Annotated in this window: 12 protein-coding genes; 5 read left to right on the top strand and 7 right to left on the bottom strand. The window is 69.5% G+C overall.

Annotated features, from left to right (window positions below; genetic code table 11):
- Nucleotides 1–2: 2 nt before the first annotated feature.
- From prcB to arc, 4 genes are all read right to left on the bottom strand, one after another.
- Nucleotides 3–842 carry a proteasome subunit beta gene (prcB, locus tag STROP_RS11285; RefSeq protein ID WP_026274918.1) on the bottom strand — a complete coding sequence of 280 codons (840 nt, stop codon included), beginning with the start codon at nt 840–842 and terminating at the stop codon, nt 3–5.
- Between the two features lie 149 nt (nt 843–991).
- Entirely contained in the window at nt 992–1,207 is a 216-nt protein-coding gene (locus tag STROP_RS11280) for a ubiquitin-like protein Pup (protein WP_026274917.1), read from the bottom strand.
- Between the two features lie 104 nt (nt 1,208–1,311).
- Nucleotides 1,312–2,829 (bottom strand): depupylase/deamidase Dop, encoded by a 1,518-nt coding sequence (dop, locus tag STROP_RS11275; protein ID WP_011906122.1) that lies wholly within the window; start codon nt 2,827–2,829, stop codon nt 1,312–1,314.
- Between the two features lie 148 nt (nt 2,830–2,977).
- Nucleotides 2,978–4,759, bottom strand: coding sequence for a proteasome ATPase (arc, locus tag STROP_RS11270; RefSeq protein ID WP_011906121.1), 1,782 nt, complete (start codon nt 4,757–4,759; stop codon nt 2,978–2,980).
- Nucleotides 4,760–4,933: 174 nt separating this feature from the next.
- On the opposite strand from arc, the gene STROP_RS11265 reads away from it, so the two are divergent.
- Complete coding sequence (locus STROP_RS11265) at nt 4,934–5,227, top strand: ferredoxin (protein ID WP_011906120.1); 294 nt, start codon at nt 4,934–4,936, stop codon at nt 5,225–5,227.
- Nucleotides 5,228–5,293: 66 nt separating this feature from the next.
- Here STROP_RS11265 and STROP_RS11260 read toward each other — a convergent pair whose 3' ends face one another.
- The 3 genes from STROP_RS11260 to STROP_RS11250 form a co-directional block, all read right to left on the bottom strand.
- Nucleotides 5,294–5,866 carry a hypothetical protein gene (locus STROP_RS11260; protein ID WP_011906119.1) on the bottom strand — a complete coding sequence of 191 codons (573 nt, stop codon included), beginning with the start codon at nt 5,864–5,866 and terminating at the stop codon, nt 5,294–5,296.
- Between the two features lie 81 nt (nt 5,867–5,947).
- Entirely contained in the window at nt 5,948–6,904 is a 957-nt protein-coding gene (locus STROP_RS11255) for a tRNA (adenine-N1)-methyltransferase (protein ID WP_011906118.1), read from the bottom strand.
- Nucleotides 6,905–6,908: 4 nt separating this feature from the next.
- Entirely contained in the window at nt 6,909–8,051 is a 1,143-nt protein-coding gene (locus STROP_RS11250; protein WP_028680488.1) for a site-2 protease family protein, read from the bottom strand.
- An 84-nt stretch (nt 8,052–8,135) separates the two neighbouring features.
- Between STROP_RS11250 and STROP_RS11245 the strand changes: the two genes are divergently transcribed.
- The 4 genes from STROP_RS11245 (at nt 8,136) to STROP_RS11230 (ending at nt 13,353) form a co-directional block, all read left to right on the top strand.
- Nucleotides 8,136–9,047 carry a RecB family exonuclease gene (locus STROP_RS11245; RefSeq protein ID WP_026274914.1) on the top strand — a complete coding sequence of 304 codons (912 nt, stop codon included), beginning with the start codon at nt 8,136–8,138 and terminating at the stop codon, nt 9,045–9,047.
- Nucleotides 9,044–9,739 (top strand): LuxR C-terminal-related transcriptional regulator, encoded by a 696-nt coding sequence (locus tag STROP_RS11240; protein WP_011906115.1) that lies wholly within the window; start codon nt 9,044–9,046, stop codon nt 9,737–9,739. Before STROP_RS11245 ends, STROP_RS11240 begins: the two co-directional genes overlap by 4 nt.
- 297 nt (nt 9,740–10,036) lie before the next feature.
- Nucleotides 10,037–10,804: an ABC transporter ATP-binding protein gene (locus tag STROP_RS11235; protein ID WP_011906114.1), complete on the top strand. Its 768-nt coding sequence runs from the start codon at nt 10,037–10,039 to the stop codon at nt 10,802–10,804.
- Nucleotides 10,804–13,353: an ABC transporter permease gene (locus tag STROP_RS11230; protein ID WP_011906113.1), complete on the top strand. Its 2,550-nt coding sequence runs from the start codon at nt 10,804–10,806 to the stop codon at nt 13,351–13,353. The genes STROP_RS11235 and STROP_RS11230 overlap by 1 nt, the downstream gene beginning before the upstream one ends.
- The last annotated feature ends 96 nt before the right edge of the window (nt 13,354–13,449 follow it).

Raw genomic sequence — 13,449 nt, 5'->3', positions numbered from 1 at the left:
GCTCAGCCGCCCGGATTCTCCATCCGGCCGGCGACCACACTTTCGGCGATCGCCGCCGTCTCCGCCTCGGTGAGTCGGTGCGTGCCCTCCGCCGTGGCAGACATCACCACCGGGTAGATCCGCCGGGTCAGGTCCGGCCCGCCGGTCGCGGTGTCGTCGTCGGCCGCGTCGTACAGGGCCTCCACGGCCAGGCGCACCGCGTCGTCAACGGAGAGCCCAAGCCGGAACCGCTTCTTCAGCGCCGACTTGGCGAACACGGAACCGGAGCCGACCGCGTCGTAACCGGTCTCCTCGTAGGGACCGCCGGTCACGTCGAAGCTGAAGATCCGACCGGCCTTCGCCGGGTCCGTCGCGGCCAGGTCGAACCCAGCGAAGAGCGGAACAACCGCGAGCCCCTGCATCGCCGCGCCGAGATTGCCCCGGACCATCGCGGCCAACCGGTTGGCCTTACCGTCGAGCGAGAGCATCGCGCCCTCGGTCTTCTCGTAGTGCTCCAGCTCGACCTGGAAGAGTCGGGTCAGCTCGATCCCGATTCCGGCGGCACCCGCCATGCCCACCAGGGAGTAGGCGTCCGCCGGGTGCACCTTCTCGACGTCCCGCTGGGCGATCAGGTTGCCCATGGTGGCGCGGCGATCGCCCGCCAGCACGACCCCACCGGCGGTGGCGATGGCGACGATGGTGGTGGCGTGCGGCGTCAGGCCCGTGGCCATCCCGGGCGGCAGTGGCCGTCGTCCGGGCAGCAACTCCGGAGCCGCCTTGCTCAGGAACGCGGAGAAGGAGGATGTCCCCACGCTGGTGAACAGATCCGGAAAACGCCCGGATGGGTCGAAAGCCGCTGCCACGTGGTTCCTCTCAGGTCCGTGATCGTCCTGGTCGGTCTGCCCGGACTTCTCCGGGACCAGCCAGGACCACCGTTGCGGTTGAAGCCAGGGTATCCCGCACCCCTCCGGGGCGGTGATCGTGTCCAGGTGTGGCAAATTCGCCCCGCCTGCTATTCGCCACCCTTCTGCACGTAGCCCCGGACGAACTCCTCGGCGTTCTCCTCAAGAACTGAGTCGATCTCATCAAGCAGGTCGTCCACGTCCTCGGTGATCTCGGCGTGTCGCTCGGCCGCCTCCGCGCTCGCCTCCGTCGTGACGTCCTCGATCTCCTCGCCCTGCTGGGACCGGCCGGTCTGCGACTGCCCACCGCTATCACGGGTCGCCATGGCTGCCTCCTCCACGATCGTCTGCGACGAACTTACCTCGCGCGGGCGACGAAATGGCCGTCGCCCGCCAGTCACCTGGCACCCGGTCCACCACGTCGGACGACTCAACCACCGGTCAGCGTCTCCAGCAGGTCCTTGGCGCTCTCGCAGCGGTCGAAGAGCGCACCGACGTGCGTCCGGGTGCCGCGCTCCGGCTCCATCATCGGCACCCGCACCAGCGACTCCCGACCCACGTCGAAGATGACCGAATCCCAGCTCGCCGCAACCACCTCGGAGGCGAACTGGGCGAGGCATCGACCCCGGAAGTAGGCCCGGGTGTCCTCCGGAGGCTCGGTCATCGCGACCTGAGCCGCCTCCGCCGGTAGCAGCGTCCTCATCGCGCCCCGCGACACCAACCGGTGGTAGAGCCCCTTCTCCGGGCGGACATCGGAGTACTGCAGGTCGACCAGTTGCAGCTTGGATGACCCCCAGCCGAGCTTCTCCCGCTCCCGGTAGCCCTCCAGCAACCGCAACTTCGCCACCCAGTCGAGTTCGTCAGCGCAGAGAAACGCGTCCCGACCCAACCGGTCCAGCACGCTCTCCCAACGGTCCAGCACGTCGGCGGTCTGCTCGTCAACGTCGCTGCCGTACCGGTCGTCCACGAAGGAGCGCACCCGCTCGTAGTAGGCCCACTGCACATCCAGCGCGGTGAGCCGCCGCCCGTCCCGCAGGCGCATGAGATGGCTGAGGGTCGGGTCGTGGCTGACCGCGCGGAGCTCGCTGACCGGGTCCGCGATGCCGAGGTCAGGGACGAGCGCCTTCTCTTCGATCATGGTGAGGATCAGGGCGGTCGTGCCGACCTTGAGATACGTCGAGATCTCCGACAGGTTGGCGTCGCCGATGATGACGTGCAGCCGGCGGTACTTGTCGGCGTCGGCGTGCGGCTCGTCGCGAGTGTTGATGATGGGCCGCTTGAGCGTGGTCTCCAGCCCCACCTCGACCTCGAAGAAGTCGGCGCGCTGGGAGATCTGGAAGCCGCTCTGCCCGCCGTCCTGGCCGAGGCCGACCCGCCCGGCCCCCGCGACGATCTGCCGGGTGACAAAGAACGGAGTCAGATACGTGACGATGTCGGCGAACGGGGTCTGCCGCCGCATCAGGTAGTTCTCGTGGGCCCCGTAACTGGCACCCTTGTTGTCGGTGTTGTTCTTGTATAGGTGAATGGGATGGCTACCGGGGATGGTGGCGGCACGTCGGGCCGCCTCGGCCATCACCTGCTCCCCAGCTTTGTCCCAGCGCACCAGGTCCCTTGGGGTGGTCACCTCGGGTGTGGAGTACTCCGGATGGGCATGGTCCACATAGAGCCGGGCTCCGTTGGTGAGAATCACGTTGGCCAGGCCGAGATCCTCGTCAGCGAGGGCCTCCGCCGGGTCGTAGGCGGCGCCGGAATAGGTGAAGCCACGGGCGTCGCGCAGCGGCGACTCCTCCTCGTAGTCCCAGCGAGCCCGCCCCCCGCGGTTGAGCTCGGGACGCGCCCCGTAGGCGTTGACCACCTGCGAAGAGGTGACCATCGGATTAGCCCCGGCCTGACTGGGCACGGAGATGCCGTACTCGACCTCGGTACCCATGATCCGTCTAACGCTCATCAACCTACCCGCTTCGCTCGCCCCGACCGATCCCTTCGTCGAGCGTAGTCGGCACCACACCCGATCGTGACACGGCGGTGCGGAGCAATTACGCAGCGAAGGCTACGGGCCCGGGTCCTACCACGACCCGGGCCCGAATCGACCGTTGTCAGAGATACTGGCCGGTGTTACTGGCGGTCTCGATGGATCGGCCCGCATCGGCGCCCTTGCCGCCGGAGACGAGCGTACGGATGTAGACGATCCGCTCGCCCTTCTTTCCGGAGATGCGCGCCCAGTCATCGGGGTTGGTTGTGTTGGGCAGGTCCTCGTTCTCCCGGAACTCGTCGACGCAGGCGTCGAGGAGGTGTTGCAGCCGCATGCCCTTCCGGGCGGAGGTGAGGAACTCCTTGATCGCCATCTTCTTACCCCGGTCCACGATGTTCTGGATCATCGCACCGGAGTTGAAGTCCTTGAAGTAGAGGACATCTTTGTCGCCGTTGGCATAGGTGACCTCGAGGAAGCGGTTCTCCTCGGTCTCCGAGTACATCCGCAGGACGACCGCGTCGATCATCGCCGCCACGGTGGCCTGCGGATCGCTGTCGTGCTCGGCCAGGTCATCCGGATGCAGGGGCAGGCCGGGGAGGATGTACTTGGAGAAGATGTCCTTCGCCGCCTCGGCATCCGGTCGCTCGATCTTGATCTTGACATCGAGCCGACCCGGCCGCAGGATCGCCGGATCGATCATGTCCTCCCGGTTGGAGGCGCCGATGACGATGACGTTCTCCAGGCCTTCCACACCGTCGATCTCGCTGAGCAGCTGCGGGACGATGGTGTTCTCCACATCCGACGAGACACCGGAGCCCCGGGTGCGGAACACGGAGTCCATCTCGTCAAAGAACACGATGACCGGAGTGCCCTCACCGGCCTTCTCCCGGGCCCGCTGGAAGACCAGCCGGATGTGCCGCTCCGTCTCGCCGACGTACTTGTTGAGCAGCTCCGGACCCTTGATGTTGAGGAAGTAGCTGGTGTGCTTCTCCTCGCCACGCCGCTCGGCGATCTTCTTTGCCAGCGAGTTCGCCACCGCCTTGGCGATCAGGGTCTTGCCACAGCCCGGCGGCCCGTAGAGCAGGATGCCCTTCGGTGGCCGGAGCTGGTGCTCCCGGAACAGGTCGGCGTGCAGGAACGGCAACTCCACCGCGTCCCGAATCTGCTCGATCTGCGCGTGGAGACCACCGATGTCGGTGTAGTCGACATCCGGCACCTCCTCCAGGACCAGCTCCTCGACCTCACTCTTCGGAATCCGCTCGTAGGCGTACGCCGAGCGGGGCTCGATCATGAGGGAGTCGCCCGCCCGAATCGGGGCGTCGATCAACGTCTCCGCGAGGTGTACGACGCGCTCCTCGTCCGAGTGGGAGACCACGAGGGCACGGTCGCCGGGAGCACCGTCCGGCCCGGCGAGCACCTCCTTGAGCATGACAACCTCACCGGCCCGCTCGTAACCGAACGCGTCAACGATGTTGAGCGCGTCGTTGAGCAGGACCTCCTGCCCACGACGCAGATCGGCGACCTCCAGGGACGGCGAGACGGCCACCCGGAGCTTCCGGCCACCGGTGAACACATCCACCGTGCCATCGTCGTGTCGCGCCAGGAAGACCCCGTATCCGCTCGGTGGCTGGGCGAGTCGGTCGATCTCCTCCTTGAGCGTCACGATCTGCGCTCGCGCCTCCTTGAGAGTGCTCACGAGCCGCTCGTTGTTCTCGGTCAGCCGCGCCAACTGGGCCTGGGCGGCCGCCAGCCGCTCCTCGAGCTGCCGGACCTGTCGGGGGCTTTCGGTCAACTTGCGCCGCACCAGGGCGAGTTCCTCTTGCAGGAACGCGACCTGCGTGGAGAGATCGTGGGCCTCCTTCTCCCACCGTGCGGCGCGCGAGTCCGCGTCGTCGCTGCGTGCCACGTCCCACCTCCCCGGGGGGCTTGAACGTTCTGCCCTAACACTAACCGCTATGAGGCCGATTCGGTCCCATGCAACACCCTCGTCACCGAACCTTGATCGCCGCGGGTGGGCTCGGGAATCCCTCCGACGGTTCGGGTACCGTCAAGGCGTACGACGGACGAACCTGGGGGAACGGTGATCGAGGTCGCGACGGACCAGCTGCAGGTCTGGGTGGACCAGGACCTGTGCACGGGCGATGGGCTCTGCGTCCAGTACGCGCCGGAGGTCTTCGAGTTCGACATCGACGGACTCGCCTACGTGAAAGGGCCGGACGGTGAGCTGGTCCAGGCCCCGGGCGGCCGGGTGGACGTGCCGGAACACCTCCGCCTTGAGGTGATCGACTCGGCGAAGGAGTGCCCGGGCGAGTGCATCCACGTGGTCCGCGGCGGCGACGGCACGCCAGTCGCCGGCCCGGAAGCCGAGGACTGACCGCCGAAGCCGGGTGCGGCGCTGCCGCACCCGAGCAGTTTCACCGCCGAACGCGGGCGGTCGAGCTCAACGCAGCGGCCGACCGACGGCCGAGGCGACCAGCCGGGCGAACTCCTCAAGGCGAACGATCTGCCCGGCACCACCATCGTCGAGAGTCTTGCCGAAGCGCAACGCGTCGTGGCGGGGGGAACCGGCCCCCTCCTCGCCCGACGGCGCCTCGTCCAGTGACCTCAACAGCAGGTAGACATCAATGCCGTCCACCCGCACGGTGCCGTCGTCGGCACGGGTGAGCCGCCGCCGACAGCCCACCTCGGTGACCGAGGAGACCGGAACCACCCGTAGCGAGGAGGTCATCGAGCCAGGTGGGCCCTCTTCAGGCGGAATGTCCTCGCCGTGCCAGAGGATCAGGCGGCTGCCGTCACAGATGACGACCTCCTGCCAGACTCCGTTAACCTCGTTGACGAACCGCTCCAGGGTGAAGCCGAGCACGGAGGCACCGCGAAGCACACCGCCGAGCGCCTCCAGGGCCACATCCGGGTCGCGCAGGTAGGCGCGCGACGCGGACTCGAGGTCCCGATACGGCGACCAGTCCGGAAACACCGCTGGCACCTCTCCGCCGCCCAAGCCCGGCCGTTTCATTCCGCCTCCCCGCACCACCGGCCCACGCCGGTCGGCCGCTGTCGCGTCATTCCCCGCTGTCCTGCCCGACCGTCATGACCGTCATCCCTCCTCCGCCGAGCCGGCCTGGGCGGCTGCCGCCTCGCGCAGCGCCGCCCGGCGCTGCGCGTATGCCTCCATACCCTTGCTGGGCTTACGACGACGGGGCGGAGCAGTAACGCCCGGGGCGAGCTTACGCGCGGACACCAGGAACGCGGTGTGTGCGATCATGCGGTGGTCGGGCCGTACGGCCAACCCCTCCGCGTGCCAGTCCCGGACCAGTGACTCCCAGGCCCGCGGCTCCGTCCAGCCACCCCGTTCCCGCAGCGCCTCCACCAGCTCGGAAAGCTGCGGGGTGGTGGCGACGTAGCCAATCAACACCCCACCGGGTACCAGGGCCCGCTCGACCATGTCGAGCTTCTCCCAGGGCGTGAGCATGTCCAGGATGATCCGGTCGAACCCGGTCTCCTGGTTCGCCGCCACGTCCCCGACCCGCAGTCGCCAGGCCGGGTGCGGGCCGCCGAAGAAGGCCTCGACGTTGCGTCGGGCGATCTGCGCAAAGTCGTCGCGCACCTCCCACGAGTGCAGCTCCCCGGTGGGGCCGACGGCACGCAGTAGGGAGCAGCTCAGCGCGCCGGAACCGGCCCCCGCCTCCAGGACCCGCGCGCCGGGGAAGACATCGCCCATCGCCACGATCTGGGCCGAGTCCTTCGGGTAGATCACCTGGGCACCGCGGGGCATCGACAAGACGTAGTCGGCGAGCAGCGGACGCAGGGCCAGGAAGGCCGTACCGCCGCCGGCGGTACTGACGACGCTGCCGTCGGGCTGGCCGATCAGGGCGTCGTGGTGAAGGATGCCGCGGTGGGTGTGGAACTCCTTGCCGGGCTCGAGGGTGACGGTGTGCATGCGCCCCTTCGGGTCGGTCAACTGCACCCGGTCACCGGGGTGGAAGGGCCCGCGGCGTGCTGGAGGCGGTGCGGGGACGTGCTGGTCGGGCGCGTCGGAGGGCGGTGCGGTCACGTGTTCATCTCCGGTGGGGTTCGAGCAGCTGGGCAAGATCCGCGAGATACAGGATGCCGACGACATCTTCGCCTGAGGTCACCACGTACTGTGCGCCCGGGTGGTGCCGCACGGTCTCCATCACCTGCTCGCCGTCGAGGCCGACCGGCACGGCCGGCACCTCGACCAGCGGTCGAGCCACCTCGTCCACCGGCAACCAGGGCCGGCGGTTGACCGCGACCGCCGCGGCGGCAGCCGGGTTGACCAGCGCGCGTGGGCAGCCCGTGGAGTCGGTAACCACCAGCGCGGCCGGCGGGTCGGATCCGGCAGCGCGGCGCTGCGCCTCGGCGAGCGGGGTGCCGGCCGGAACGGCGCAGACCGGACGCGCCAGCCGGGGAAGATCGATCAGCGGAAGCCGACGGGTGATCCGGGCCAGCCGAATGGACTGCCCAGCGCCCCGCCAGAGGGTGAACGCGACCAGCACCATCAGCGGGATCGCGAGCAGCACCGGTGGTGTCGGGGGGCGGGTCAGGGCGAGTACGACGGCGGCCCCGGCTGTGCCGGCGGCGACAACCCGACCGACCCAGCCCGCCACCTCGGTGGCCCGGTGCCGGTCCCGGGTGGCGGCCCAGACGGCGGCCCGCAGCGCGCGACCGCCATCGAGCGGCAGCCCGGGCAGCACGTTGAACACCGCGACAACGACGTTACTCACCGCGAGCTGGAAGGCGAGCTGGTGGCCCAGGGTGCCCTCGGGTAGCGCCAGGGTGACCGAGACCGCCGCCGCGCCGAGTACCGCGGAGACCGCCGGCCCGGCGAGAGACACCAGCAGATCAACCCGGGGAGTCGGGGCATCTCGGTCCATCTCGGTGTAGCCACCGAGCAGCTCCAGGGTGATGCCGCGGACCCCGATCCCGAATCGGCGGGCGGTGAGGGCATGACCGAGCTCGTGCAGCAGCACCGACCCGAGCAGGGAGACGACGAAGCCGAAGCCGATCAGGTAGCCACCGGCCGGTGAGAGGGCGAGCTCACGACGGGCGAACTCGGCGTACAGCACGGTGACGGCCAGGGTGAGCAGCAGCATCGACCAGTCGAGGTGCAGCGGCACTCCGATCACCCGACCGACGGTCACTCCGGCCGACCGGTGCGGGGCTCGCCTCCTGGACTCCACCGACCCGATGCTACGCGGGAGCGGATCATGCCCCGCAGACGGCGCAGGTCACGCTGTCACCCCGGTGCCCTACCCTTTCCGGTCATGACAGCGGATCCGGTGACAGCCCAGCAGCTCTCGCCCGGGGCGGAGGTGCCGGCCACGGTACGGGCCTCGCTGTCCCCCTCGCGGGCGGCCGACTTCAAGACCTGCCCGTTGCTCTACCGGTTCCGCAGCATCGACCGGCTGCCCGAGCAGCCCACCGTGGAGCAGGCCCGGGGCACCCTGGTCCACGCCGTACTGGAACGGCTGTTCGACCTGTCCCCCGCTGGCCGCACCCCGAGGGCCGCCAGCGACCTGGTGGCTCCGCAGTGGGAGCGGCTGGTCGCCGAGCAGCCGGAACTGGCGGCCCTGTTCACCGACGACGGCGAGGCTCGGTCGGCGTTCCTGCGTTCGGCCGCGGGGCTGCTTCAGGGCTACTTCACGGTGGAGGATCCGCGCCGCCTGGAGCCGGCCGAGCGGGAGAGTCTGATCTCCGCGGTGGTGGACGAGGAGCTGCTGATCCGGGGCTACCTGGACCGGCTGGACGTGGCGCCGGACGGCGCGCTGCGGGTGGTCGACTACAAGACCGGCGGCGCACCGCGGGAGGCGTTCGAGGCGCGGGCGTTGTTCCAGCTCAAGTTCTACGCCCTGGTGTTGTGGCGGACCCGCGGCGTGGTGCCGCGGGTACTGCGGCTGCTCTACCTGAAAGACGCGGAGGTCTGCGACTACACGCCCGACGCCGACGAATTGGTGCGCTTCGAGCGCACGGTGGTGGCGCTGTGGCGGGCGATCGAGGCGGCCACCGCCGCCCAGGACTTCCGCCCACGGCCAAGCCGGCTCTGTGACTGGTGCAGCCACCAGCGGCTCTGTCCGAGTTTCGGGGGCACTCCGCCGCCGTTCCCGGTCGGCCCGAACCCGGCCGATTCACTCCGTGACTCGCGGTCCCGGCCGGTGCGGCCGGGCACCGACGAGTGAGCGCGTACCGCGGCGACCCCGACCCGCGGCGCCGGCCGATCCGCATTCTGGTTGTCGCCGGCCAACCGCTGTTGCGCACCGGCTACCGCACGGTACTCGACGCCGAGGTCGACCTCACGGTCGTAGCCGAGGCCGCTACCGACGGCGAGGCAGTGGAGTTGGCTCGCCGGCTGCTGCCCGACGTGGTGCTACTGGACGCCCGCGCGCGCGGTGCCGGAGTGGCCACGACACGGACGATCGTCGAGTCCGGGTTACCGGTACGGGTACTGATCCTCGCCAGGGCCGACCTCGAGGAGAACGTGCTGGGGGCGCTCTGCGCCGGTGCGCGCGGCTTCCTTCCCCCAGAAGTGTCGTCCACGGAGCTGGCGGCTGCGATCCGCTCGGTCGCCGCCGGGGACGCGGTGGCGGCCCCCCGAATCCTCGATCGACTACTCAACCAGCTCGCTGACCTGCTGCCCGACCCGGCGGCCACCCCGTCGCGGCTACTCGACTCGCTGACCGGGCGGGAGCGGGAGGTGCTGGTCCAGGTCGCCCGGGGCCGGTCCAACGCGGAGATCGCCCAGGAGTTGTCGGTCAGCGAGACCACGGTGAAGACGCACGTCGGTAACGTCCTGACCAAACTCCGGCTCCGCGACCGGGTGCAGGCGGTGGTGCTGGCGTACGAGTCCGGTCTGATCCGGCCCCGGAGCTGACGGCCCACCCCTCGCCGGGGTTTGCCCCTCTCACCTACGGTGACCAACAACGAGCAGCGGGGTTGCCCCTCACCGGACGTCACGGTGCAGGGTCGATCCCAGGGTCGTCGGGAAACCGGCTCGACCGATCGGGCACTCAGGGGCAACCCTGAGTGGCGATCGGGGACACCCGCAGCACAAAAATCCGCCACGGCTCCGCCCCAAGTCGGAGGAATGCGAGCTGGGGAAGATCCATGATGGGACTGCCGCGCTGGGCCGAGGGGGACGGCGCGGACCGAACAACGAGAAGGAGAAGACGTGACCGCGACGGTAGGCCGTCAGGCGCAGGCCGCGGCCCGCGCGAGCGAGGTGTGGAAGGTGTACGGCAGCGGGGAGGCGCAGGTGATCGCGCTTCGCGGGGTCAGCTGTGAGTTCGAGCAAGGCCGGTTCACGGCGATCATGGGTCCATCGGGGTCGGGCAAGTCAACGTTGATGCACTGCCTCGCCGGGTTGGACTCCGTGACCCGGGGCACGGTCTCGATCGGCGAGACCACGGTCACCGGCCTGGGGGATGCCGGCCTGACCAAGCTGCGCCGCGAGCAGGTCGGGTTCATCTTCCAGCAGTTCAACCTGCTGCCGACCTTGACGGCAAAGGAAAACATTCTGCTGCCGCTGTCGATCGCCGGACGCAAGCCGGACCCGGGCTGGTTCGACACCGTGATCGAGACCGTCGGCCTGCGGGAACGGCTGGGTCACCGGCCGGCGCAGCTCTCCGGTGGGCAGCAGCAGCGGGTCGCCTGCGCCCGGGCCCTGGTCAGCCGCCCACAGGTGATCTTCGCGGACGAGCCGACCGGCAACCTCGACTCACGGGCCGGCGCGGAGGTGCTGAAGTTCCTCCGCAACTCGGTGCGGGAACACGGGCAGACCATTGTCATGGTCACCCACGACCCGACCGCCGCCGCCTACGCCGACCGGGTGGTCTTCCTCGCCGACGGACAGATCGTCTCCGAGCTGATCGAGCCGACGGCGGAGACGGTGCTGGACACGATGAAGAAGCTCGACACCCAGGTCGAGGTGGGCGACTGATGTTCCGGGCGACCCTCAAGAGCCTGCTGGCGCGAAAGCTCCGGCTGATCCTGTCCGGGTTGGCGGTGGTGCTCGGCGTCATGTTCGTCTCGGGCGCGTTCGTGCTCACCGACACCCTCGGCCGCTCCTTCGACGCCGTCTTCGCCGACGCGTACGAAGGGGTGGACGTCAACGTCTCCGCGACGTCACAGATGGAGGTGAGTGACTTCGAGGGCGAGCCGGTGGCGGCGCCGGTGCCGGCCGAGACGGTGGAACGGATCCGGGGCGTCGACGGAGTGGCCGACGCCACCGGCATCGTGGCCGCCGACGGCGCGCGCCTGATCGGCAGCAATGGCAAGGTGGTCACCTCCTTCGGGCCACCCCAGCTCGGTGAGAACTGGGTGGGCGTGAGCGATCTCGTGCAGCTGCGCGAGGGCCGGGAGCCGCAGGCGGACGACGAGATCGTCGTCAACGCCGGCCTGGCCAAGGCCGGCCGGGTCGCGGTCGGCGACCGGGTGGGCGTGCTCACGCTCGAGCCGAAGCAGGAGTTCACCATCGTCGGGATCTTCGGCTACAGCGGAGGCCGCGACTCCCTCGGCGGCACCAACGAGATCATGTTCACCACTCCGGTGGCGCAGCAGCTGATGCTCGGCCAACGCGACGCCTTCACCAATGTCACGGTCACCGCCGCCGACGGCGTCTCCAACGATCGGCTGCGCGACGACATCGCCGCCGCGCTCGGGACCGACTTCGAGGTGAAGACCGGCACCCAGCTCTCCGCCGACGCCTCGGCGACGCTGAAGGAGGGGCTGTCCTTCTTCAACCGAATCCTGCTCGGCTTCGCCGCGGTGGCGCTGTTGGTGGGCACGTTCCTGATCCTCAACACGTTTTCGATCATCGTGGCGCAGCGCACCCGGGAGTTGGCGCTGATGCGCGCCGTCGGGGCGGGCCGCCGCCAGATCATCGGCTCGGTGGTGCTGGAGGCGGTGGCGGTCGGCCTGCTCGCCTCCGTGCTCGGCCTCGGTGCCGGCGTCGGCGTCGGCGCGCTGTTGGCGTACCTGTTCGGAAACCTCTCCGGCGGGCTGGACCTGGCGGGGATAGCCGTGCCCCCGGCGGCGGTCATCGCGGCGTTCGGAGTCGGCCTGGTCATCACGGTGGTGGCGGCGCTGCTGCCCGCGCTGCGGGCGTCCCGGATCCCGCCGATCGCCGCGATGCAGGATGTCGCGACGCCGGACCGGCCGCTGACCAAGGTCACGATGGCGGGCGCGGCGGTGACCCTGGCCGGCGCCACGCTGCTCTTCCTTGGCCTCGGCGGGCATGCCGGCGGCAACACCCTGAGCACCATCCTCGGTGGGGTACTTCTCGCCTTCATCGGGGTGGCGCTCCTGACTCCGTTGGTCAGCCGGCCGGTGGTCGGTCTACTGGGTGGAATCTTCTCCTGGTGGATGCCGGGCAAGCTGGGCCGACTCAACTCCGGACGTAACCCGCGCCGCACGGCGATCACGGCGGCCGCGCTGATGGTCGGCATCGCCCTGGTCACCGGGGTCACCGTCATCCTGGACTCCGCCAAGAGCAGCATCAGCGGCCTGGCCCAGGACACGATCAAGGCTGAGTTGGTGATCGCCGGCACGCAGACCTCAGCCCGACCGCCCAGCTTCGACCCGGCGGTGTTGGAGGAGTCGGCGGCTATCCCCGGGGTGGCGCTGGTCGGCGGCGCCTACGGCGATCTCGCCCAGGTCGGCGACGAACGCACCTGGGTGGGTGCCAACAGCGACGTGTCGACGCTGACGAAGATCTTCGGCGCGCGGGCCACCGCCGGGGACATCAGTCGACTCGGGCCGGATCAGATGCTGGTCAGCTCGGACGTGGCGGCCTCACGCGGACTCTCCGTCGGCTCGACCGTGCCGGTGCAGCTCGCCCGTGCCGAGGCGAAAACCTACACGGTCAGCGGGATCTACGAAGCCTCCGAGTTCCTCGACCCGATCACCTTGCCGGTCGTGGCGACGCAGGGCTTCACCATCCCCCAGCCGATAGCGGGCTTCATCCAGCTCACGCCGGACGCCCAGGTCGCCGACGTGCTGCCACGGGTGGAGACGCTCCTGGCGGACAGCCCGGAGGTGTCGGTGGCCGACCGGGACGCGTTCATCCAGCAGCAGGCCAGTCAGTTCGACAGCCTGTTGCAAATGATCCAGATCCTGCTGCTGTTGGCCATCGTGATCGCGGTGCTCGGCATCATCAACACCCTGGCCCTGTCGGTGCTCGAACGCACCCGGGAGCTCGGGCTACTACGCGCGGTCGGCCTTGGCCGGGCGCAGACGATGGGCATGATCACCATAGAGGCGGTGGTGATCTCGGTGTTCGGTGCGCTGCTCGGCATCGCCGTCGGCTCCGGCCTCGGCGCGGCCGTCGTCGAGGCGTTACGCGACGAGGGAATCACCGACCTGGTGTTGCCCTGGGCGGACATGGGGACGATGGTCGGCCTCGGCGCACTCGTCGGCGTCCTCGCCGCGGTGATTCCCGCGGTCCGCGCCGCCCGCATCGATGTTCTGGGCGCCATCGCCCACGACTGAGCCAGCTCGTGGAAGGGCCTCGTAGCCGCGGGGCCCTTCCACGCACTGACGACGTGTCATCGAAACGACTGCACGCTGCCGACCGCCGAAGGCGGT

Origin of the sequence: Salinispora tropica CNB-440 (assembly GCF_000016425.1) — a bacterium.
GTDB lineage: Bacteria > Actinomycetota > Actinomycetes > Mycobacteriales > Micromonosporaceae > Micromonospora > Micromonospora tropica.
This window is presented reverse-complemented; position numbering and strand designations above follow the sequence as displayed.